Origin of the sequence: Burkholderia pyrrocinia (assembly GCF_022809715.1) — a bacterium.
Taxonomy (GTDB): domain Bacteria; phylum Pseudomonadota; class Gammaproteobacteria; order Burkholderiales; family Burkholderiaceae; genus Burkholderia; species Burkholderia pyrrocinia_C.
Window position 1 is genome coordinate 520871 of the sequence record NZ_CP094461.1, and the last position, 22329, is coordinate 543199.

At 64.1% G+C, this 22329-nt stretch carries 16 protein-coding genes and 1 pseudogene; 1 reads left to right on the top strand and 16 read right to left on the bottom strand.

The features are described from left to right. Nucleotides 1–107: 107 nt before the first annotated feature. The 11 genes and pseudogenes from MRS60_RS32475 to MRS60_RS32525 form a co-directional block, all read right to left on the bottom strand. Complete coding sequence (locus MRS60_RS32475; protein ID WP_243567416.1) at nt 108–1094, bottom strand: TauD/TfdA family dioxygenase; 987 nt, start codon at nt 1092–1094, stop codon at nt 108–110. Between the two features lie 78 nt (nt 1095–1172). Continuing rightward, nucleotides 1173–2483: a diaminobutyrate--2-oxoglutarate transaminase family protein gene (locus tag MRS60_RS32480; RefSeq protein WP_243567417.1), complete on the bottom strand. Its 1311-nt coding sequence runs from the start codon at nt 2481–2483 to the stop codon at nt 1173–1175. Nucleotides 2484–2681: 198 nt separating this feature from the next. Further along, a complete protein-coding gene (locus MRS60_RS32485; RefSeq protein ID WP_034182242.1) occupies nt 2682–3632 on the bottom strand; it encodes a UDP-glucuronic acid decarboxylase family protein in 951 nt (316 codons plus the stop codon). Between the two features lie 156 nt (nt 3633–3788). Next, nucleotides 3789–4508, bottom strand: coding sequence for a thioesterase II family protein (locus MRS60_RS32490; protein ID WP_175749088.1), 720 nt, complete (start codon nt 4506–4508; stop codon nt 3789–3791). Between the two features lie 641 nt (nt 4509–5149). Beyond that, complete coding sequence (locus tag MRS60_RS32495) at nt 5150–7288, bottom strand: class I SAM-dependent methyltransferase (RefSeq protein WP_131947399.1); 2139 nt, start codon at nt 7286–7288, stop codon at nt 5150–5152. An 11-nt stretch (nt 7289–7299) separates the two neighbouring features. After that, nucleotides 7300–11117 (bottom strand): annotated as a pseudogene (locus tag MRS60_RS32500) (AMP-binding protein). A gap of 89 nt (nt 11118–11206) precedes the next feature. Beyond that, nucleotides 11207–12103 (bottom strand): MBL fold metallo-hydrolase, encoded by an 897-nt coding sequence (locus MRS60_RS32505; RefSeq protein ID WP_243566875.1) that lies wholly within the window; start codon nt 12101–12103, stop codon nt 11207–11209. A gap of 5 nt (nt 12104–12108) precedes the next feature. Continuing rightward, nucleotides 12109–13107: a ketoacyl-ACP synthase III gene (locus MRS60_RS32510; protein WP_105393671.1), complete on the bottom strand. Its 999-nt coding sequence runs from the start codon at nt 13105–13107 to the stop codon at nt 12109–12111. Then, nucleotides 13104–14213, bottom strand: a complete 1110-nt coding sequence (locus MRS60_RS32515; protein WP_243566876.1) for a 3-oxoacyl-ACP synthase III family protein — start codon at nt 14211–14213, stop codon at nt 13104–13106. Before MRS60_RS32515 ends, MRS60_RS32510 begins: the two co-directional genes overlap by 4 nt. Beyond that, nucleotides 14213–15100: a hypothetical protein gene (locus MRS60_RS32520; RefSeq protein WP_243566877.1), complete on the bottom strand. Its 888-nt coding sequence runs from the start codon at nt 15098–15100 to the stop codon at nt 14213–14215. Before MRS60_RS32520 ends, MRS60_RS32515 begins: the two co-directional genes overlap by 1 nt. Then, nucleotides 15097–16752, bottom strand: coding sequence for an AMP-binding protein (locus MRS60_RS32525; protein ID WP_243567436.1), 1656 nt, complete (start codon nt 16750–16752; stop codon nt 15097–15099). The genes MRS60_RS32520 and MRS60_RS32525 overlap by 4 nt, the downstream gene beginning before the upstream one ends. 781 nt (nt 16753–17533) lie before the next feature. Between MRS60_RS32525 and MRS60_RS32530 the strand changes: the two genes are divergently transcribed. Next, a complete protein-coding gene (locus MRS60_RS32530) occupies nt 17534–17848 on the top strand; it encodes a hypothetical protein (RefSeq protein ID WP_131947394.1) in 315 nt (104 codons plus the stop codon). Nucleotides 17849–17993: 145 nt separating this feature from the next. Here the strand turns inward: MRS60_RS32530 and MRS60_RS32535 are convergent, their stop codons facing one another. From MRS60_RS32535 to MRS60_RS32555, 5 genes are all read right to left on the bottom strand, one after another. Next, the gene (locus MRS60_RS32535) at nt 17994–18917 is read right to left on the bottom strand and encodes an MBL fold metallo-hydrolase (RefSeq protein WP_347813513.1); all 924 of its coding nucleotides are present in this window, start codon (nt 18915–18917) and stop codon (nt 17994–17996) included. A gap of 37 nt (nt 18918–18954) precedes the next feature. Then, the gene (locus tag MRS60_RS32540; protein WP_165948097.1) at nt 18955–19491 is read right to left on the bottom strand and encodes a DUF3331 domain-containing protein; all 537 of its coding nucleotides are present in this window, start codon (nt 19489–19491) and stop codon (nt 18955–18957) included. 116 nt (nt 19492–19607) lie between these two features. Beyond that, nucleotides 19608–20429: an alpha/beta fold hydrolase gene (locus tag MRS60_RS32545; protein ID WP_131947392.1), complete on the bottom strand. Its 822-nt coding sequence runs from the start codon at nt 20427–20429 to the stop codon at nt 19608–19610. Nucleotides 20430–20744: 315 nt separating this feature from the next. Beyond that, complete coding sequence (locus MRS60_RS32550; protein ID WP_131947404.1) at nt 20745–21491, bottom strand: glucose 1-dehydrogenase; 747 nt, start codon at nt 21489–21491, stop codon at nt 20745–20747. Nucleotides 21492–21650: 159 nt separating this feature from the next. Beyond that, nucleotides 21651–22292 (bottom strand): HD domain-containing protein, encoded by a 642-nt coding sequence (locus MRS60_RS32555; RefSeq protein WP_243566878.1) that lies wholly within the window; start codon nt 22290–22292, stop codon nt 21651–21653. Nucleotides 22293–22329: the final 37 nt, after the last annotated feature.

Sequence of the window (22329 nt, forward strand, 5' to 3'; positions counted from 1 at the left end):
GAAATTAGAGCATCGCTCTAATCCGCCGTCTGCCCCGTAATCCATGGACATGGCATTTCGCGTACTTGATCAATCCGGATTTTTATTGATTCGTACGCTCGCGCCGGCTAACGGTCGGCCATTTCTTCGCTGTCGGGGGAGTACGGGTCCAGCAGTGACACGACGACCTTGCGCTCGCCCTCGAACGGGTTGCGGCCATGCGCGAAGCGCATGTTGTCGACCAGCAGGACGTCGCCTCGTTGCCATGGAAACGTGATGGCGCATTCGCGGAATGCGTTGCGGATCTGCTCGATGTCGGCGAGATCGAATGGACTCCCGTCGCCATAGAAAGCGTTGCGCGGAATTCGGTCATTGCCGAACAGGCTGACGATCGAACTGGCGAGCGATGCTTCCAGGTTCGAGATATGGAACAGATGTGCCTGATTGAAGAACACCCTGTCGCGGGTTACCGGATGGTAAGCCACACCCTGGTTGATCTGTGCGGTGCGTAACGTGTCGTCGTCGAGCCATTCGAGCTCGATGCCGTTGTTTGCGCAGAAGGCCGCAACCTGGCCGCGGTCGGAAGTCTGAAAGACGGTTTCCCACGGAATGTCGACGTGCCGCCGGTAGTGCCTGACATAGCGGACCTGTTTCGCCTCGAAGTTCTGCAGGATGCGCGGCCCGATCCTGCGGCTCACCTCGCGCATGTCGGCAATCGGCGTTTCGCCGCCGGTCGTGGCCGGAGTGAGGCAACAGAATGCCACGCTCAGCGGCCAGCTTCGTTGATACGCGTTTTCGCAATGAAGTGCGATCGTCTCGCTCGGCGGATACTCGGTTGCGGTGAATATGCCGTTGCCGATCGAGGTGCGCGGAGTGGAACGATAGACGTAGTCGGACTTATGGGCTGAAATCGCGTTGGCAAACGCTTCGAAGGCGCCCACGGACGAAACGTCGAAGCCGCGAAACAGCAGCGCGCCATGTTCGAGAAGCCGGGATTCCAGCTCCGCCCGGTTGTCGTTTACCGCCAGCACGATATCGCGCCCGTTCGACGCAGGCTCCAGCAGCCACGGAGAGCTCCCGTCGGCAAGCAGCTTGCGTTCCGTCATGCCCAGCATGGTCGATAGTCCCTTTTCTGAACGTGGATCACGGCGAAACCCGCACCGGTCGGTCTGCGTGGTCGCGCCGCGGTGTGGTCATGCACGGCACGCCGTTTCCACGGCATGCTCGAAGCGATTGAGAATCTCGTGGATATCCGCTTCCGAAACGATCAGCGGCGGCAGGAACCGGAGTACCGCGCCGTTGCGGCCGCCGGTTTCGATGACGAGTCCGTTTCGCAGGCAGTTCTGCTTGATGGCTTTTGCCAGTTCTGCATGGGTCGAGCCGGTTTGGCCATGTGGGCCGGGCACGACGACTTCAACGCCGATCATCAGGCCGCGGCCGCGTATCTGGCCCAGGCAGGGGAAGCGTTCGGCAACCCCCTCGAGGCCGGCAACCAGCAGTTTTCCGACTCTGTCCGCGTGCGCCGGCAGACCGTCTCGTTCGACGATGCGCATGGTCGACAAGCCGGCCACCATCGCAATCTGGTTGCCTCGAAAGGTGCCGGCGTGCGCGCCGGGCGGCCAGGTGTCGAGGCGCTTGTCATAGACCACCACCGACAATGGATAGCCGCCGCCGAATGCCTTCGACAACACCAGTACGTCCGGCTGGATGCCGGAATGTTCGATCGCGAACAGCGTGCCGGTTCGACCGAGTCCGGTCTGTACTTCATCGACGATCAACGGGATTTCATGCCGCAGCGTCAGGTTGCGCAATTCGATCAACCAGGCGTCGGAAGCGGGGATGCAACCCCCTTCGCCTTGCACGACTTCGACGATGATTGCCGCCGGTTTCGTTATCCCGCTCTCGGGATCGGACAGGACGGTCCGAATATAGTTGATGCTGAGTTGATCGGTCGCCGAGCCATCGGTGCCGAACGGGCAGCGAAAAGTATAGGGATAGGGCAGGAAATGAACGTCGCGTCCGTTGCCGCCGGCCGATTTAGGCTTGAGATTTCCCGACACGGCGAGTGCACCGGCCGTCATGCCGTGGTAGGCGCCGTGGAACGCCATGATCGTCGAGCGGCCCGTATGGTGCTTGGTCAGCTTGATAGCCGCTTCGACGCCATCCGCGCCGCTGGGACTGCAAAACTGGATCTTGCCGGATTCGGCGATCTTCTCGGGCAACAGCGAGAAAAGCTGCTCGACGAACGCGTGCTTTTCCGGCGTCGCGAGGTCGAGTGCCTGCTGCATTTGATCGGACGACAGAAACCGCATGACGGCTTCATTGACTTCCGGGTGATTATGTCCGAGCGCGAGCGTACCTGCATTTGACAGACAGTCGATGTATTCCTGCCCCTCGGAGTCGCGTACGCGTATGCCTTTGGCATGAGTAAACAGCCGTGGGAAAGATGTCGCGTAGGTTCGCGCCTTCGATTCGACATGCTTCAGATACTCAAGTTTTTCCATGCGCGGAGATCCGGCTTGCGAGGCGGATTGATGGACACTGGCATCGCTGCATCCTGGCCAATGGCGTAACGGTACGGCCTGATTGGACCATGTAGTCCATATCGCGTCTGTCACGTAAAAATGGGACACAGGCGATGCAACGTCACGACGTCATGCCATCGCATCCCGATCATCGAAGCGTGGTTTCCGGACGCGGCGTCACGCCGGCATGGTCGCGCGAAAATAGTCGATGGTCCGCCGGAGCCCCGCTTCGAGCCCGACCGTCGGCTCCCAGTCGAGGTGGGTGCGTGCGAGGCCGATATCGGGGCAACGTTGTGTCGGATCATCCTTCGGCAGCGGACGGAACACGAGCCGCGACGTCGAGCCCGTCAGGCGCAAAATGATCTGCGCAAGTTCGCTGACCGCGATCTCGTGCGGATTGCCGAGATTGATCGGGCCGGTGAGGTCCGCGGGCGTGGCCATCATCCGGATCAAACCGTCGACCATATCGTCGACATAGCAGAACGCCCGGGTCTGGCTGCCGTCGCCATACAGCGTGATGTCGTCGCCGCGCAGCGCCTGCACGATGAAGTTGGAAACCACGCGGCCGTCATTGGGATGCATGCGCGGCCCGTACGTGTTGAAGATGCGTACCACCTTGATTCGCACGTTTTGCTGGCGGTGATAGTCGAAGAACAGGGTCTCCGCGCAACGTTTTCCTTCGTCGTAGCAGGCGCGCGGCCCGAGCGGGTTGACGTTGCCCCGGTAACTCTCCGGTTGCGGATGCACATCGGGGTCGCCGTACACTTCGCTTGTCGAGGTTTGCAGAACGCGTGCGTGCGTGCGCTTGGCGAGCCCCAGCATGTTGATCGCGCCCATCACACTGGTCTTGGTGGTCTGCACGGGATCGAATTGATAGTGGATCGGCGAAGCCGGACAGGCGAGGTTGTAGATCTCGTCCACCTCGACGTACAACGGAAAGGTCACGTCGTGGCGCAGCGCCTCGAAGCTCGGGTTGCCGAGCAGCGCAGCCACGTTCTGCTTCGTGCCGGTGAAATAGTTGTCGACGCACAATACGTCGTGACCGAGTTCGACCAGACGTTCGCAAAGATGCGAACCGAGGAAACCCGCGCCGCCTGTTACGAGGATTCGCTTTCGATTACGTTGCACAATGGCACTCCAGGTATCGCGCGCAAGGAAGCGACGCGCGGCCTCCACGCATGCTCGACCGGCCCGCGGCTCCGGCATGGAAGCCGAGACGGCGCGCGAGCCTCTTCATTCGACGGTCACGGCACCGCCGGCACGCCGATCGCGAGGATCGGCCCGTCATGCCTGCAGTGCGCTCGACGCAACGTGTTCCGCGCGCCGCAGGCGCGCCGCGATGATGCCGGCCATCGCCCGCATTTCGCTTCTCATAAAGAAATGATCGCCTTCGATGACGTGAAAATCGAACTGCCCGGTCGTCTCGGCGCCCCAGCCTGCAACGGAATCAACGGGGACCTGTTCATCCGCGCGGCCCGCGAATGCGGTGATGTCCACCGCCAGCCTGCGCCCGGGCACGGGCCGGTAGTTTTCGATCATCGTGAAATCCGCCCGCAGCGCCGGCATCAGCAGCGCCATCAGTTCGCTGTTGTCCAGCACCGGCTTCGGTGTGCCGCCCATCTCGTGCAGTGCATCGAGGAAAGCGCGGTCGTCCAGCGCCTGCATGCGTCGAACAGGTCGTTCCTTGCCCGGTGCGGCGCGCCCGCTCACGAACAGATGCCGGAGGTTCGGTTGAGCCTGGGCCGGAAGCCGCAGCGCCAGTTCGACGGCAATAGCCGCGCCCATGCTGTGTCCGAGCAGTGCGAAGGGACGATCGAAGCAGTTGTCCAGGTCGCGCAGCAACGCGTCGATCAGCGTCGACATGTCTCGTACGGCAGGCTCGGACAGGCGGCTGCCTCGGCCTGCAAGTTCATGACGGCGCACTTCGATGCCGGGCAACAAGGCGTGCAGACCACGATAAACGGCGGCCGAGCCGCCCGCGTAGGGGAAACAGATCAGACGCATGCGAGCGGGTACTCGAGCGGCTCGCTTGCTACTGGCGCGCATGAGATCGCGCTGCGGAAATTCACGTGTTCGGCGTTTTTCACCATTAAAGTTCCGGTCATGGTTGCCATGGCGATGCATCGGCAATCTTCACTTGGAGAGAAACGGGCGCGACAGCCAAGCGCGCCGCGGTTCACACGCCGATAGCCGGTTCGTCATCGCTGTACCAAGGCAGTGCGTGAAGCGCACCGGAAGTCATGGAAGCATCGATTTGCTCATGAACATTCAAGGTGCGTGCCGCCCGGATTCGGAATACGCCCGATCCGGTTTGGCATGAGTTAAACATGAGGCCGCGTGGATGTATGTCGTAGGAAAAGGGGACGCGGTTCAGGCCGGTGGATCCATCGGGAACGGACTGCGACGTAGCGCGCGAGTTCGCGTATATCAGGGGAGCGCAGCGGCTATTGCCAGTGGCGCGGCCGGGAGCCGGGTCGGCGGGCACCGGCCAATGCCGTGTCGGACGCTGAGGTCGCCGCCATTCATCGTGCCAGCCGCGGCTTGATCGCCGCATGAGTTGCTGTACGCGGAATCGACGCAGGATCAAGCGCGAATTGACGCCATTCACGACCGTAGCCGCGTGCCGCGTGCCACCGAACGGACCGTTAAGCGGAAGCGACGGTAACGGCATCGCCAACGTAGTTTGCGATACTGAAGAATCGGTAGTCGCTCAGCAGATCCGGCGCCGGGAACCCCTCCGGATGAATCCGCCCATAAATCGGGCTGTCGGGGTGGAGGCCGGCCAGGGTCAACGCGAGCGCGAATTCGTTGAACGGCGCCATGAACTGACGCGACACGAAATGCATGCCCCAGTTGAACACCGATGGAAGCTGCTCGGTGCGCAACCACGTGTCCGGCCCGCCCGGCGCACGCGCGCAAAGATTCTCCGCCCACGGGCTATGTCCTTCCACGATGAGAAAGCCGTGCTTCGCGTGGCGCTTCCAGCGGGTCAGGAAATCGATGAGATCCGCAGCCGCCACGTAACCGGGAACAAGGCCTTCCGCATCGCTGTAGGCCACCTTGAACGCGCTTTTGATCCGGTCGAGCCCGATCGGGTATACGGCCTCCTCCGATACCGTCAGCATGCCCGGATAGTACTGGTCGACGACCGCGCGCAGGCGGGCTCGATCGACGGTGCGGAGATGGCGCTCGAGGATCGCTTCGGCGGCGTCCTGGCGCCGGATGCTCAACCGGCGGTTGTGGACCAGGAACATGAAGGTATGCAACAGGTCGCTCAGCCGCGCCGGGCGCACGCTGCCGTCCGGCTGCGTGACGGTCAGGCCGCTTTCGGCCACGGCTTCGTCGTAGCGGTCGGGCTGGGAAATGTCGGCGGCGATCACGCGTACCTGCACGCCGGGGACGTCCTTCAGCGCAGACAGCGTGGCGGCGGCGCGGCCGCGCGCGGATTCGTTGTAGTCCGCGCCGATCACGAGCAGCGGATAGGCCGCGAGGTGACGGCCGCGCCGCGTCGACGTAATGACGTATTCCGCCAGGCGCTTCACCGCGCTGCCGTCGCCGCAGCCCATGTCGGCGATGCCGGCCGGCTGGCGATCCAGCGGCGTGTCGTCGAACAGCTCGCGCAGGATTTTCGTCGTGATTTCCTGCGACGCCGGCCCCGACCCGGCGCCGCTCGACGCATACACGTTCATCACGCGGTCGATGTGGCCGTCGCTATCGATATCGAGCGGATCGGGGTTGCCGAACAGGAGTTCGTCGAGCAGCGCATACGAACGCAGATAGGACGCGGGCAATCCCGCGTAAGGGGCGGCAATCGGCCGGTGAATCCGGCCCGACTCGGTGAGGCGCACCTTTTCCCGATCGATTTCCGCCATGCCGAACTTGCACATCAGCGTCCATGCCGCGTTCAGGACGACAGGATCGGCATGCGTCCAGGCACCGACCGCGACCCCGCCGGGCTGCACGTCGAGCTTGCCGAGGATTCCGGGTGCCGACTGCGAGTACTGGCCATCCGGTTGCTTGTCGAACACCGGCATATCGAGCGCGACCCAGGTCGGGCCGAGCAGCAGGCCGTCCATCGCCGTGCGCAGCTGTCCATTCACCTGGCGCTCCAGATCGGTGGCCGGGGGCGGAAGCTCCGGCCAACCCGCCACGCAGATCCGCGCGAGCTGCGCATACAGCACGCTGTCTTCGACCGCCATGCGCTTTCGATGACACAGTGCGTGCAGATGCTGGAGCACCGACGTGGCATTCGCCAGTTGCTCGAACAGCGGCCGCGCGCGCTCGACGCACGCGACGACATATTCACCGGCCGGGGTGAGCGCATATTCGGCGTCTTCGTCGCCGCGATCGAGGGTCAGCCAGCCGGCCAGGCTCAACAGGTTGAGGGCGCCCCACAGCACTCCCAGGTTACGGGTCGGGTCGGGCTGGCGGGACTGCGCGAACGTGCGCATCGCGCGGGGCGCTCCGGCCCGCAGGCCGCGGAACGCGCCGGCAAACACCAGGCGCGCCAGCGTCGGCACCAGCACGATGCCGTTCGCCCAGTTGCAACTGCGCGTATAGGCCATCACGCGCTGCGCGTCGTGTCGGCTGATGCGCAGCGTGGCCGCATGCGTGTGTTGCTCGAGCTTGACCGGCAGCTCGATGTCGAGCACCTCGACGCCGATCGCGGTACCGGCCGACAGGCCGAGCAAGGTGCGCGTTTCGTCGGGATATGCGTCGAGATAGCGTTCGAGCTGCCGGGCCAGCGCGGTGGTGGAATCACCAAGGTCGAATCGGGCGTGCATGTTGGACGGTCTCACAGGGTCGAAGGTTGGGCTGCAATGAGTGAAGGTGCATCCGAATCGGCGTGCGCGACGGCAACCGCCGGCGCGGCGCCGTGCGTCCTGGGCGCGAGATGGGCGGCCAGCGCGCGAATGGACGGGTAATCCCAGACCGCGGACGGATCGACGGTCACGCCGAACGTCTCGCTGAATACGATCGTCATTTCGACGGCGAGGATCGAGTCGAAGCCGATCTCGGCGAACGTCGACTCGCGCGTCAAGCGAAGCTTGCGGTGCTTGAGGCGCTCGCCCAGCCACGCGATGAGCCATTGTTCGACGGCATGAACCTGCTGGCGATCGATCAGGCTCGCCGGCTCGCTCACGAGCGGGGCCGGCGCCGAACCGGCGTCTTCGCCGGCTGGCGCGTGGGGCGCGCGGGAGACCGAACGCGCATCGGCATCGGCGTCCAGCAACGGATCGACGAGTTGGCTTGCGCCCGGGATGGTTTGCTCGATCGAGCCGATCTCGAGCCCGGTGCGCGCTGCCCAGTCGTTCAATTCCACCGACGTGGACAAGGCGGATCGCAGGCCGACCTGCCGCTGCGCCGCCTCGATCGCGAGTTCGTACCGGCTCTGCACCCAGCGCAGCGCGCCGTCGCCGACGCGCTGCTGCGCAGCCGCACGTTCGATCACCGCCAGCAGCAATCCCCATTGCGCGACCGTGCCAAGCCAGTAATTGACCCAGACGGCGGCGTGCGCGGCGCCGTCGAGTTTCGACGCATTGGCAAGCCCGTCTTGCGCCAGCTGTGCGCCCAGTTCGCGCAGCTCCGTGGCCAGCGCGCCGGCGCCCAGCGCACTCTCCAGATAGCGCAGCAAATCGTCGCTCCCGTTGAGCAGACGGCTGCCCAGTGAACCAGCAGCGTTTCGGTCGGCCCCTCGAAGATGCGGGTCAGGCGCGCGTCCCGGAAGATCTGCGGCGCCAGATTGGTCTCGATATAACCGCGGCCACCCAGGAACTGCATCATCTCGTCAGCGGATTGCGACAGCAGCTCGGAGCCGAGAATCTTCGATATCAGCAGGCAGTCTTCAGGCAGCGCGACGCCGACGTCCAGCTCGGCGGCCAGGTGCTCGACCAGCGCGTCGAGCCCGTCGATGCGGTCCCGCAGCTCGCCCAGGCGCAGGCGGCTCAGCGGATTGTCCAGCAGGAGTCCGGTGCCGACCTGGCGCCGCGCCCCGTAGCGATGCATCAGCTGCGCACAGCGTTTCATTCCGCCCACGCAGACGGCAGCGATGCCGAGGCGCGCAATGTTCATCGCGTGCTGCGCCACGAGCATCCCCTGTCCGATGTCGCCGAGCCGGTACGCGTCGCTGATCCGTGCGCGATCCAGGTGCAGCGAATTCTGGATCATGCCGCGCACGCCCATCGTCAGTTCCTCGGCGCCGATCCGCACGCCCGGCGTGCCGGGCCGCACCGCCAGGCCGACCATCCCCGTGCCGTCGGCCTGCCTCGCGAACACGTTGATGATCCCCGCCCACGCGGATGAGCCGCTCCAGCTCTTGTTCCCCGTGACCAGCCAGTCGCCGGACTCGATGCGCTGCGCGCGGGAGGCGATCGCGCGCACATGCGAGCCCGCGGCCGGCTCCGTGATCGCGAATGCGGCAAGCATCCGGCCGCTCGCGAGGCTCGGCAGCAATTCCTCGCGCAAGGGTTGCTGCGCATGATGCATGATCGGCAGGATCCCGAGCGTGTTGTTCAAGGCGACAAAGAAAGCCAGGGTCGAATCGATCGCGGCCAACTGCGCGAACACGCGCGACATGTCGCGATGGCCGAGGCCGAGGCCGCCGTGCGAACGGTCGATCGGCATGCCGAGCAGGCCCCGGTTCCCGAAATCGAGCACGACGTGCGGCGGAATGGTGCGACGTTCGTCGATGGTTCGCGAATCGATCCGCGTGCGGGCGTAGTGCCTGAGCCAGTCGTTCAGTTCGTCGACGGCGACGCTGTCATCGCGCCGGCGATCGTTGGCCGCCGGCTTGTCGATGCCGGCTGCCGGGTGCTCGGGCTGCCGGCGATCAGGTGCGGGCGTTTGCATGCGGCCCTCGACGTCCCACTGCGCGAGGATCGTCAGCGCGCCGTCGTGCAGCTGCGTGCGGCACGTGCTACGGCGCACCTTGCCGCTCGACGTCTTCGGCACGCTGCCGGGCGACACCAGCACGATTGCGCTCGGGCCGATGTCGAGGCGGTTCCAGATCGCCTGGCGAATCGCGTCGATGAAGCTGTCGAGATTGCCCTTGCGCTGCGTGCGCTCGACTTCCGCCACGACGATCAGGCGCTCCGTGTCGACCTGGTCGTCCATGAAGGCCGCGCAACCGTTCGGCACCAGTTCCGGCACGCCGACGATCAGTGCGTACTCGATGTCTTCCGAGTAGTAGTTGCGGCCTGCGAGAATCACCATGTCCTTGAGCCGGCCGGTGACGTACAGCTCGTTGTCCAGGATGAAGCCGAGATCGCCGGTGCGCATGAATGCCTGATCCCGGTCGCCGGCCAGCGTGTGCCGGAAGGTCGCATGCGTCTGCTCGTCCAGCCGCCAGTAGCCGGCGGCGACGCTCGGGCCGGCCACGCAGATTTCGCCGATGGTCCGATCGTCGCAACGCGCGTTGGTCTCCAGGTCGCGTACGATCACCTGTTGTTCGCCGTCGGTGCGGCCCACGCCGACCAGGACCCGTTCGCCCGGGCGGTCCAGCGGCTGCGGCGACACGCCCAGGAACTCGCTGCGCAACACGACGGATTGCCGCTGGAGCGCGGCCTGATCGACGCACAGCGTGCGGATCGGACGCCGCTCCGTGCGGCCGGCGACGTACAACGTTCCCTCCGCCAGCCCGTAGCACGGCAGGAAGCCGTCGGCGGCGAAGCCCGCGGCGGCGAAGCGCTGCGCGAAATCCGTCAGGGTGCTGGCGCGCACCGACTCGGCGCCGTTGTAGGCGACCCGCAGGCACGACAGGTCGAGCGTCGCCAGCTGTTCGTCGGAGATCCGCCGGCAACACATCCGGTACGCGAAATCCGGCGCGCCCGTCAGGTCCGCGCGGTACTGGCTGATCGCACGCAGCCACAGGTACGGATGCTGGATGAAGCGCTCCGGGGCCATCAGCACGCTCCGGAAGCCGCCGTACAGCGACGTCAGGATCATGCCGATCAGGCCCATGTCGTGGTACGGCGGCAGCCAGCTGACGATCGTGCTTTGCTCGTCATAGGCGAGCCATTCGCGCATCAGCCCCAGGTTGTGCATCAGGTTGCCGTGCGACACCATCACGCCCTTGGGGCTGCCGGTGGTCCCCGACGTGTATTGCAGAAAGGCGATGTGGGAGGGCGGCACGCCGGCGGGCGAATCCACGGGATCCAGCGCCTGCGCGCCCCCGACGTCGAGCAGCGTGCTGCCGGATGCGTCGGTATCGGCGAGCCAGGTCGTGCAGCGCGCGTGGTCCTCGGCCGAGCACAGGATCGTGTTCGCGCCCGCATTCTCGACGATGCCGGCGATCCGCACCATATGCTGCCTGTTGCGCGGCGGGTAGGCGGGCACCGCGATCGCGCCCGCATACAGGCACCCCATGAAGGCGCTGACGTAATCGAGCCCCGGCCGGCACAGCAGCAGCACCCGGTCGCCGATGTCGACCGCGTTCTGCCGCAGCAGCGCGGCGACCCGGCGGGCGCGCGCGTCGAGCTCCGCGAAGGTCATCGAGGCGGCCTGTTCCTGTTCGGGCGGGCCGCTCAGGAACACGTAGGCGGTTTTGTCGCCGAGTGTCGTGGCCCGATTCTGAAGCAATTCGCTAAGCGTAGTCGGCAAGGTCGCAGTGGTCATGATGTCGTCGGAAGAAGAATGAAAACTGCAAGCAGCGGCCTGACGCCGGCCAGCGTCCATGTGTTGCTGCGGCGGACATCCGGATACGGCTATTCGGCGCGATGGAACAGATCGATCATGTGCATCATGCTGTTGAGATGCAGGAAACGCGGCACCACTTTTTCGCTTCTTGCCGCGTAACGGGCAGTCCAGTGGTGGGCCAGTTCTTGCGTGGCGGTGGCGTTGCCGCGAACCGCGCGCGCGTCGGCCTCGCGCGCATCGAGGCACGCGCGCGCATGCCGTGCGGCCGATCGGGCGAGCTCGCCGGTGAGGATGCCGTGGTGCCCCAATGCGAGCCGCGGCGCGTGCAGCCGCTCGATGACGTCCAGCGAGTGCCGATACGCAAACAGGTCCTGAAAGACCAGCGGCAACCAGTGGGTAGCGTCGTGAAACTCGCCGAGCGCATCCGACACGAAACCGATGTCCAGCTGCGGACAGTAGTAGCCGAACTGGCAACGGCTGTGGCCCGGCAGCGCGATCGTGCGAATCTGCATCCCGTCGCCGATGTCGAGCTGCGTGCCCGGATTGACCGGGTAGAACGGCAGGTCGGACAACTCGGTGAAATCGACGCCGACGGCGGGATCCCACGACCGCGACGCGTGCGCGTCGAGCTGACGGATGGTTCGGCAGGCCGACGGGCTCTGGAACGCATCGAACGCGTCGGGAGAACCGGATACATGGAGCCACGGCATACGCGACTTGAGCGTCATCAGCAGGCTGCAATGGTCATAGTGCGAGTGGGTGATCAGCCAGTAGCGCAAATGCCGGATGCCGCCGAAGTCCCGCAGCAGGTCGTGAAGCTGCTGCCACACGAGCTCCGTCATGCCGCTCAGGCCGCCCTCGATCAGCGTCGCGGCCTCGTTGTTGACGATCACGTACAGCGGCACGTCAGCCGTGCCGACGAGGGCCAGCCGCGGCTCGACCCACCCCGGGGAAGCGTTCAGCATGTCGTTCAGCTCCGATAGAGCGCACAGGCCCATGTCGCGCCCGCGCCGTAGGTCACGAAGAGGTTGAGCTGCCCGGCCGGCATGCGGCCTTGCTCGCGCGCGATGGCGAGCGCGACCGGAAACGCCGCGCTCGCCATGTTGCCCAGCTGATCGACGGAAATCATGCACCGCTCGCGGGGCAGCCCGAGTTGCCCGATGACCGCGTCGAGGATGCGCAGGTTCGGCTGGTGCGGCACGACCAGGCCGATATCCGACATCGTCAGCCGGTGCTTGTCGAGCATCTGCCGGCACGCGTCGACGATGCGTCGCGTGGCGTCCTCGAACATGGGGCCGCCTTTCATCCGGAAATGGTGCCGGCCGGCCGCGATGTCGCCTTCGTCGATGAAGCGTGGGCGTCGCGCGCCGGGCGCATCGGTGCTGAGCAGATCGAACCGGGTGCCGTCGGCGCCGAGTGTCAGGTCGATCAGCCCGTGCGGCGGCTGGCCCGTCGCTTGCAGGAGCAGCGCGGCGGCACCGTCGCTCAGCAGGATCGACAGGTTGCGGCCGGCATTGCTGGTGTCGATCCGCCGCGACAAGGCCTCGGCGCAGATCATCAGCACGTTGCGATACAGGCCGCTCGCGAGGAAATGGCGCGCAATCTCGACCCCGTAGAGCCCGCCACTGCATTGCGCGCGGATATCGAAGCACGGAATCTCCCGCAATCCGAGCCGGGGCTGGATGTAGCACGCCTGCGACGGATCGTGATGATCCGGCGACAGCGTATTGACGATCAGCAGGTCGACGTCGTGCGCCGTGACGCCGGCGTCGGCCATTGCCCGTTCCGCAGCCGGGCACGCGAGATCCGCCAGATGCTGATCGGGAGCGAGATAGCGTCGCGCCACGACGCCGGTTCGTTCGCGAATGAACGCGTCGCTGGTGTCGATCATGCCGGCGACTTCGTCGTTGCCGACGATCCGGTCCGGCAGCGCATAGCCCATCCCGGCGATGACGAGTCTGGCGGTCATGTCTGCACCTCCTGCTCCGTGACGGCGGCGACGGCGTCGCTCGCATCGGTCACGACGGTTTCGCCCCAGCGCCACAATTGCGCACCGAAGCCCCAGCCGGCGCCTGCGCCGGCAATCACGACCAACGATCCCGGCCGGATCACGCGTTGCCGGATCGACTCGTACAGCGCAAACGGCACGGCGGCCGACACGAGGCACGCACAATCGGCCACGCGAATCACGTATTGGTCGGGCTTGAGCCCGAGCCGCTGTGCCCATGCGCGCACGAGCAGCGCCGACGGCTGATGGAACACCATCGCATCGACGTCGGCGATGCCCGTTCCGCTCCGGTGCAACAGCCGCTCGACGATATCGGGAATGGCCACCGGCATGAAGCGCGAGATCGCCTCCTGCGCTTCGGGCTTGAGCGTGAAATACACGCCGAACGGGTTGTCGGCGTCGGTTGCCGCGTCGTCGCCTGCCGCAGCCCGGGCGTTGCGCCACTGCATGGTCACGAGGTCGTAGCGTGTTGCATCGCTGTGATACGCGGCATCCAGCCAATCGGCGCCGTCGGGATCGGCCGGCTCGGCGACGAGCACGGCCGCGGCCGCGCCATCGCCGAAGTTCGTCGACGATTTGCTGGTGTAATCGACCACCGCCGACATGCGCTCCGACGAGCACACCAGGGCCCGCTTCACGCGGCCCTGCTTGATGAGATTGGTGGCGAGCTGCAATTGCAGCACGAAGCTCGCGCATTCCATCTCGACATCGGCGTCGAGCGCGCGCGTGGCGCCGAGCCTGTCGCGCAGCGCACGTGCGAGCCGCGGCGCGAAACGGCGCCGGCCGTCGGCGAGCGAGACGAACGGCGACGTCATGTTGAACAGCACCAGATCGAGTTCGGCGGGCTCCACGCCGGCACGGGCGAGTGCGTCGCGCGCCGTGCGCTCGGCCAGCGCAAGCTCGGATTCGCCGGTAGCGGGATCGATCATGTAGCGCGATTCGATGCCCCAGAATTTCCACCATTCCGACGGAATGGGCTCGACGCCCCTAAAAACCGGATCGTCGTTGAGTACCTGGCGTGCCGGCAGGCGGCAGGCGAGACTTGCGATTCGGACGTTGTGCACCATCAGACCTCCATCGTGCTGCATGCGATGCGCGGCCTGAACGGATCCAGCGTCATGGCGACCACCGTATGTTCATCGTCACGCAACGACATCGAATCCGCGACGCGGGACGCGAGCCACGCGGGCAGCTGGAACGGGTTCGGGATGTCCGTCGAACCGGCGACGACATCGATGTGGAAATCGCGACCCGCGCCCGCGGCGATCGATGGCCATCCGCTCAACCACGATTCGCAAAACAGCGTGGCGGCGCGCCGGTCGATGCAGCTCTGCACCGCGTCGACCATCGCGCGCACCGCGGTGGCCGCATTGGCCGGTTCGGCGTCGAATCGACCGGTTGCGTGATCGAACCGGCTCTCGAAGCGGGCCAGTGACAGCGTGCCGTTCGCGCGCCGGGCGGGAAGTGCGTCGAGCGTCGCGAACGGGGGCGACTCGAGGTCCGCGTAGCGGCCGGCATCAACGCGGTCATGGCCGGAAGGCGTCAGGACGATCGCCCCCGCGCCATCGGCGAAGCCGCTCGTGATCACCTGTTCGACGTCCGCGAGCGCCTCCGCACGAACGACGAGCGCGCGTCGATAGCCAAGCTGTTTGCAATGGCTCTGCGCGAGATCGAGTGCAAGCGTCCAGTCCGCATCGAGCAGATCGAACACGGCCGCATGTCGTGCACGCAGGTCGCGCTGCACCGGGTGCGCCAGCCGTGGCCCGGCGATCGTCGGCGCGTCCGCCATCCGGCTGGGAGAAATCGACAGGCTGACGATCAGATCCAGTTCCGACGCCAGGCAACCGGCTTGCAGCAGCGCCTGCCTGGCTGCCTTGATCGCGTAATCGTTGGCGCAGGATTGCGCGGTGATCGCTGGGTCCGGAATGGCCACCGCGGCTCCGAGAATTTTCATAGGGCGTGCTCGTTCTGGACTGCTTGATTCAAGGGACTCGTCACACCGTGCCCCGCCTGCCGGAGCACGGCGCGCCGCAATTTGCCCGATTCGTTGCGCGGCAAACTGCCGGCGTGATAGGCAATACGATGCGGACATTTGTACGGCGCAATCACGTTCTTGACGTGCTGCTGCAGCTGTGTCGTCAACGCCTCCGAGCCGCCGACGCCCGGTCGCAGCACCACATGCGCGCAGATGAGCGTGCCGCCCCATTCGTCGATCTGTCCGACGACGCCGCATTCGGCGATATCGGGATGGCGCAGCAGCGCGTGCTCCACTTCGCCGGGAGACACCGTGTAGCCGGAGCTGATGATCATGTCGTCCGCGCGCGCCTGATAGAACAGATAGCCGTCCTCGTCCAGGTAGGCGCTGTCGCCCGTCAGGTTCCAGCCGTGCTTCACGTAGTCGCGTTGCCGCGCGTCATTCAGGTAGCGGCACCCGGTCGGCCCCCGCACGGCCAGATAGCCGATTTCGTAGGGCGGCAGGCATTGGCCGTGCTCGTCCACGACGGCAAGGCGGTAACCGGGCACCGCCTTGCCGATCGCGCCGTCCTTCGCGCCGGTGTCGCCTGTCGACGCGAAGATATGCAGCATCTCGGTCGACCCGATTCCGTCGATCAGGTGCAGGCCGGTGCGCGCCTGCCATGCGTCGCGCGTCCCGGACGGGAGCGCCTCACCCGCCGACACGCATTTGCGCAGGGACGACATGTCATGCCCGCCCAGATGGTCGAGCATGGCCCGATAGGCCGCCGGCGCCGTAAACAGGATGCTGACCCGATGCCGCTCGACGGCGGCCAGCAGCCGTTCCGGGCTCGCTTTCGGCAACAGCACGACGCTCGCGCCGACACTGATCGGAAACAGCAGCAGCGCGCCGAGGCCGAACGTGAATGCGAGCGGCGGCGACCCGCAGAAAACGTCATCGGCCGTGGGCCGGAGCACGTGCTGCGGAAAGCAGTGGCAGGCCGCCATCACGTCGCGATGAAAATGGACGGTTGCCTTCGGTTCCCCGGTCGTCCCCGACGTGAACGCGATGAGGCAAGGATCGTCCGCGCGCGTTTCGGCGGCCGCGAATTCCGCCGAATAGCCGCCTGGCCAGCGCGCGTGCGGATGCGTGTCCTCCGTCTCGTAGCGCCGAACTTTGCCGTGCCACTGCATGCTCGCCATCGCCGCGTCGAGTTCGGTCGACAGCCCGGCTTCGCAGATCACATGCGTGACCCGGGCTCGCCCGATGATGGTCGACAGTTCTCCCGCGCGCAGCTTCGGCATCGTCGCGACGGCCACGCCACCGGCCTTGACCACACCGAACCACGCGGCGGCAAGCATCGGGTGATTGGCACCGTGCAACAACACCCGATTGCCGGCCACCAGGCCCGCGTCGCGGACCAGCATGTTGGCGATCCGGTTGCCGGTATCGCGCAATTCGCGATACGACCACGCGACGCCCGACTCGGTCCTGATCGCGACGCGATCGCCCCAGCCCCGTTCTTCGACCGCGGTATCCAGCAGCGCGGCGGCGCAATTGAGAAACGGCGGAAACTGCAGCCCCGGCAACTCAAAGACAAACGTCGGCCAATCCTCGACAGGGGGCAAGTTCGCGCGGCAAAAGTCGTCCATCGTCAGCGCTCGCAAGAGTGTGAGTTCGAAGTCCGCGATAGCGGTGCGGCGCCGGCCGGGCATATGGTCGGGCCCGTCCCACGCAGTCTGAATCGCGATGCCAAAGAAATGTGGTCGAGGCGGCAGGTACATGTCGCCGAGCGACGCACGGAGAACCAGGTCAATCACATGATGGCTTGCCGGTTTTTATGGATTTATCCCGTTTCATTTAATTTTAAAAAATTAACAAAAATCGACATGATTAATGCAATTCAGCCTGAATTCTTGATTCATGAATCGATTCAATTTGTATCGAAAAAATATTGCCGCAAGCTTAACGGAAGTGAGTTTGAAAAGTAAACGGCCATATGGATGAATGATTCAAATTATTGATTGAAATCGATTCCATCAAATATCGGAATTTGAATAAATCAATCGATCCCGTGAATCGTCTCGGAATTTGTCGGCTCCGGTTGAGCATGGATGCCGGAGCGCTGAATAAAGCATCGCGAAGTTAACCGAGGTGAAACGAGCGTCGCTTCACAAAGCGGATTACCCCGTGCGAAAGGCGAAAAGCCCGCGCTCACAGGAGCAGCGGGCCTTGGGTCGGTTTTGCTGGGGAATCAGGGATCCGGGCGCCGGTGTCTCAGGTTGGGGGTTCCTTGATTTTGCTGCGTTTTACCTGAGTACACCGATCCAGACGCGACAAGGCTTAGCGGTCCGTCCCCAAATCAGTAATCAGTAAAATCGATGACTTCCTGTCTACCTTCTTGGTGTCCCCGTTCGATTTAGACCCGTACCCGTGATCTCGCCCTGCCTTCGGGGCGCCGTCAACGCCGACGGCAAGATCACGACGCCGGGAAAGCTCGCCGGCACCGTGCTGCGCTGGAACAACGGCGCGGCGGTCCGCCTCGGCGACGCGGCCGCGGTCGCCTGGGCAAGCGCGCCTGCAGTGGGCGCAGCCTCGATCATGGGCAGGCCCGGCGTGATGCTGCCTGAGGGCGCCGCTGCTCGCGTTTCGTGTCGTGCTGCGCGCGTCCTCGAAGTGCATGGCGCGGTGACCACCTACGGATGGGCTGACGGGTTTGAGGTCGAAAGACTCAACCAATCGGCGTGAGAAATCTCGGGAGAGAAATGGGCAGAATTCTCGCATGTCGGCTTCAGGGTTCAGGTCAACCGTGCTTCCAGATTGATCGAACTCCAGCGCGTCGGGAGATATGAGGACCTTGATATGCGGAATATGCAGTTCGAGGTCGACCGCTTCAGATCGTGTTCAGCGGGATTCTGAGATAGCGCTTACCGTTGTTTTCCACTGGTGGAAGGGCGCCTGCCCGCATGTTCACCTGCGTCGCTTGAAGAAGCAGCTTCGGTAAGGTCAGTGTCGCATCTCGTGCGGTCCGTGCCGCGACAAACGCGTCTTCAGTGATCCCGTCACGAACGTGTACGTTCGTGGTGCGTTCGACCCCGATTGTTGTTTCCCAAGCGTATGCGTCCCTGCCGGGGGCTTTGTAGTCGTGACTCACGAATAGTCTTGCTTCGTCGGGAAGGCAAAGCAGTCGCCGAATGGAGCGGAAAAGCCGCCTGGCGTCTCCGCCCGGCAAGTCGGCTCTTGCCGTACCGTAGTCCGGCATAAGCATCGTGTTGCCGCAGAACACCGAGTCACCAATTACGTAGGCGACACCGTCTGGCGTATGTCCGGGAACGTTAAGAACCCTGCACTCGATCGCCCCGATCTTGAATCCCTCTCCGTCATCGAACAGGTGATCGAACTGCGAGCCGTCTCGCAGAAACTCCGGTCCGGCGTTAAACAAGCCGCCGAAGATTCGCTGTACCGTCGTTATGGCGCGTCCGATTGCGAGCGTACCGCCGACACGCGCCTGCAGAAAAGACGCGGCGGTCAGGTGGTCTGCATGTACATGGGTTTCGAGTAGCCATACAGTCGAGAGGCCCTCTGATTCGATATGGGCGACGATAGCCTGGGCCGACGTCTCCGAACATCGGCACGTCGGTGCGTCGAAGTCGAGGACAGGGTCGATGATCGCTGCCGCAAGCGAGATCGGATCATGAACGACATAGCTGGCGGTTGATGTCGCCTCGTCAAAAAAAGAATGGACAACCGGCATCGGATGCTTTCCAGCGCGAGTTTGAACGATGCTCGCGATAGCGTGTTCGAGCGACTGATCCACGCGATGTCTCCTTTTTCTGCCTACGCCCGTCTCCGACTCAAGCCTCGGAGAAGAGTTGGGCAAAGTGCGGTTCGAGTTCGAGGAAAGCATCTGCGTGCCGATCACCAGGCCGGTTTTGCGCCGAGGCCCTTGGATCAGCGACCAACCCGACTGATGTCTGACCGCCCCGGCAAGGCGGCGGATCGATGGACGACGCCTTGATCATCGCCGTCGCGTTGCTGCACATCGCGTTCCGCGCGCGCTTTGGACGAAAGACCGAATCCCCCCGAGCAATCAAGTCGCCCGTCAGAATGCAAACGCCGTCCTTTCGGGCAATCACTCTCTGCCAGGTCTGTTCGCCATATCGACACGCCGTTGAACTGCTCCACGAGACGAGAACGGTGTCGGCTGACGGGCGCTCGAGAATCACGATGCGGACCGCCTCGAGGTTCGAATCGGTTCTGCACGCACGCTCGTCTACTGCCGGGGAAGGCGGTGCAGCCGGAGGCGATCGCAGGGCGTCGAGAATCCTGTCCCAGCGATACCCGTCGCTTATGCCGTTTGCGGCATCTTCGATACCTGGAGTGTTTTCCATAGCTTGATTATCGCCATTGGATGCTGGATGCAGCGGGAGAAACGATGCTGCCAGGCGTACGGTTTTTGCACGAGGCCTGTGCAAAGTGCTGCACAGGCTCATCACAGACAGACGATTCAGCCTTGAAGGAAATCGAGTAGATCGAGGTTGACTGCGCTCGCGTTTATCGTGGCCATGCCATGCGAGCCGCCGGGATAGATCTTGAGCCGTGCATTCGGGGCGATTTCAACCGACCGTCGTGCTGATGCGTCGATCGGCACGATCTGGTCGTCGTCGCCGTGCAGAATGAGGAGGGGTACGTCGATTTTTTTCAGATCTTCCGTATAGTCGACCTCGGAGAATTCACGAATACAATCAAATTGCCCCTTTATCGAACCCATCAGGCCTTGCACCTGAAAGGCGTCGATCGTGCCCTGTGACACGTCGGCACCCGAGCGGTTGAAGTTGTAAAACGGTACGGCGAGATCCTTGTAGAGTTGCGAACGATTGTTGACCACTCCGGCGCGAAGACCATCGAATACGTCGATCGGCAAACCGTCAGGGTTTTCGGTGGTCTTGAGCATGATCGGCGGAACTGCGCCGATCAGCACCGCCTTTGCGACGCGCTCGGTTCCGTGACGGCCGATGTAGCGTGCGACCTCGCCACCACCGGTCGAATGCCCAACCAGCACCGCGCCCCGCAGATCGAGATGGTTCAGGAGTGCCGCGAGATCGTCGGCATACTGATCCATGTGGTTCCCTTCCCACGTTTGACCGGAACGGCCGTGGCCGCGACGATCGTGTGCAATGACACGATAGCCTTTGGTGCCGAGGAACAGCATTTGTGCGTCCCAGGCGTCGGCACAGAGGGGCCACCCATGGGAGAAGACAACTGGCGTGCCTGTCCCCCAGTCCTTGTAGAAAATTTCGGTACCGTCCGTGGAGTTGAAATAGCTCATGGCACGTTCCTGATCAGGTTGATTTGAAGGGAAGTCTCTGGCAGGGCAATACGGAGCATCGTGTCGAGTTTGCGATCGCAAACGGCTCGTCGCACCGGCGTCCGCCGGTTTGCAGCGTGGCGGTGAACAGCGACCCGCGCAGGCGGGTCACGCTTCTGGAAGTGTGGGCATCGTCGTTTCGTTTCAGCGGCTGCAGTCGTCACGCTTCGATTTCACGCGGCAACCCACTGAACCGCGGGCGATCCGGAACGACCGTCACATTTCTGTTTGTCGATGTCGAGGCCGACGGTACGCCCGCGGTTTCGCGAACCTGCGTCAGCGCATGCCGCCACTGGCGATGATGTGCTCGCCCGTCAGCCACTTTGCGTCGCCGGAGGCGAGGAAAACCGCAATCGACGCGACGTCGTCCGGTCTGCCCACGCGCCCGAGCGGCGTCTGGCTGACCGCCGAATGCTCGAACTCCGATCCGATTACCCCTGCGCTCTGTGCGCCTTCGGTCACGATCACGCCCGGATTGATCGTGTTCACGCGAATTCCTCGTGGCCCGAGCTCACGTGCGAGCGCGCCAGTGATGGAATCCACCGCGCCTTTCGAGCCGCTGTAGACGGCGGTCGTCGCCGGTGTGAGCGTCGAGACGACCGAGCTGACATTGATGATGCTGGCGCCTTCGCTGAGGTGCTGAACGGCGGCCTGTGTCGTGAGCAGGACCCCGAGCACGTTGATGTCGAACTGCCTGCGGTATTGCGCTTCCGTGACCGCTTCGATCGGTGCGAACTCGTAGACGCCCGAGTTGTTGACGAGGATGTCGAGGCGGCCATACGTTTCGATCGCCGCATCGACGATGCCTTTCGCGTCGGCAGCCTGCGACACATCGCCTCCCACGGCAACCGCTTTCCCCCCGGCCGTGGTGATGGCGGACACGACGTCGTCCGCGCCGGTCTTGCTGCTGGCGTAGTTCACGACGACCGATGCGCCCTCTGCCGCGAGCGCCTTGGCGATGGCGGCGCCAATACCCTTCGACGCACCGGTTACAACGGCCACTTTTCCTGCAAGCTTGCCCATGATGTTCACCTCGGTGTGAATGATTTTGTTGATGGACACCGGCCGGCCGTTTCGCACAATGCGATCGCCGGTGTTTTCTGCCTATGCGGACCTGCACGCGGTCGCGATCGGTTGGCGCGGTGCGACTGGCCGGGCATCGATGCGCGGGCCGCGACACCTTCAACGCGGCCATGCCGAATTGCGGATGACGGAACAGAAATTTCCCCGATGGAAATGAGGCTCCTTGTCGGCGATCACGTCGGCTTTCACGTTGCCGAACGTGGTTTCCGGTTTGTGCTTGATGCCGTCGTAGAACGCCTGAATGATCTCTTCCTTGAAGTGCGGCGGGCGCGGATGCGCATGCGTCACGGCTTCGCGTTCCTCGTGCGAGAACGCGTGGTACGAAAGTCCGAGCACATCCATCTCGACACCGGCGGTCACCAGCGCGACGACCGGGTGCATATGGCGCGGAATGCCGGGCGTGGTATGCAGCGCAATGGCCGTCCAGACGAGGTCGATATCGGCCGCGGTGATGCCCCGGCTCGATAGAAATTCGCGGGCCGCATTGGCCCCGTCGACTTCGAAGCGCTCGGTGGCGCTGCTGTACGCTCCGGTGAGGCCGATGTCATGAAACATGGCGCCCGCGTACAACAGTTCCGGATCGAATTTCAGGCCGCCGCGCATACCCTCCAGGGCGCCGAACAGATATACGCGGCTCGAATGATGAAAGAGCAGCGGGGTGGACGTGTCGCGCACGAACTCGGTAATTTCCCGTGCAAGCTGACTGTCGGGCACGGCGACATCCTGAATGAACTGCGACATGACGGTTCTCCATCGAAATGTGAGCGGATGCTGGCGT

Excerpts from the sequence above, each read along its gene's own strand:
- MRS60_RS32515 (WP_243566876.1), bottom strand. The coding sequence starts at position 14,213 with ATGGTGCACAACGTCCGAATCGCAAGTCTCGCCTGCCGCCTGCCGGCA.
- MRS60_RS32540 (WP_165948097.1), bottom strand. The coding sequence starts at position 19,491 with ATGGAAAACACTCCAGGTATCGAAGATGCCGCAAACGGCATAAGCGAC.
- MRS60_RS32490 (WP_175749088.1), bottom strand. The coding sequence starts at position 4,508 with ATGCGTCTGATCTGTTTCCCCTACGCGGGCGGCTCGGCCGCCGTTTAT.
- MRS60_RS32475 (WP_243567416.1), bottom strand. The coding sequence starts at position 1,094 with ATGCTGGGCATGACGGAACGCAAGCTGCTTGCCGACGGGAGCTCTCCG.
- MRS60_RS32545 (WP_131947392.1), bottom strand. The coding sequence starts at position 20,429 with ATGAGCTATTTCAACTCCACGGACGGTACCGAAATTTTCTACAAGGAC.
- MRS60_RS32550 (WP_131947404.1), bottom strand. The coding sequence starts at position 21,491 with ATGGGCAAGCTTGCAGGAAAAGTGGCCGTTGTAACCGGTGCGTCGAAG.
- MRS60_RS32525 (WP_243567436.1), bottom strand. The coding sequence starts at position 16,752 with ATGGACGACTTTTGCCGCGCGAACTTGCCCCCTGTCGAGGATTGGCCG.
- MRS60_RS32555 (WP_243566878.1), bottom strand. The coding sequence starts at position 22,292 with ATGTCGCAGTTCATTCAGGATGTCGCCGTGCCCGACAGTCAGCTTGCA.
- MRS60_RS32480 (WP_243567417.1), bottom strand. The coding sequence starts at position 2,483 with ATGGAAAAACTTGAGTATCTGAAGCATGTCGAATCGAAGGCGCGAACC.
- MRS60_RS32510 (WP_105393671.1), bottom strand. The coding sequence starts at position 13,107 with ATGACCGCCAGACTCGTCATCGCCGGGATGGGCTATGCGCTGCCGGAC.
- MRS60_RS32505 (WP_243566875.1), bottom strand. The coding sequence starts at position 12,103 with ATGCTGAACGCTTCCCCGGGGTGGGTCGAGCCGCGGCTGGCCCTCGTC.
- MRS60_RS32495 (WP_131947399.1), bottom strand. The coding sequence starts at position 7,288 with ATGCACGCCCGATTCGACCTTGGTGATTCCACCACCGCGCTGGCCCGG.
- MRS60_RS32520 (WP_243566877.1), bottom strand. The coding sequence starts at position 15,100 with ATGAAAATTCTCGGAGCCGCGGTGGCCATTCCGGACCCAGCGATCACC.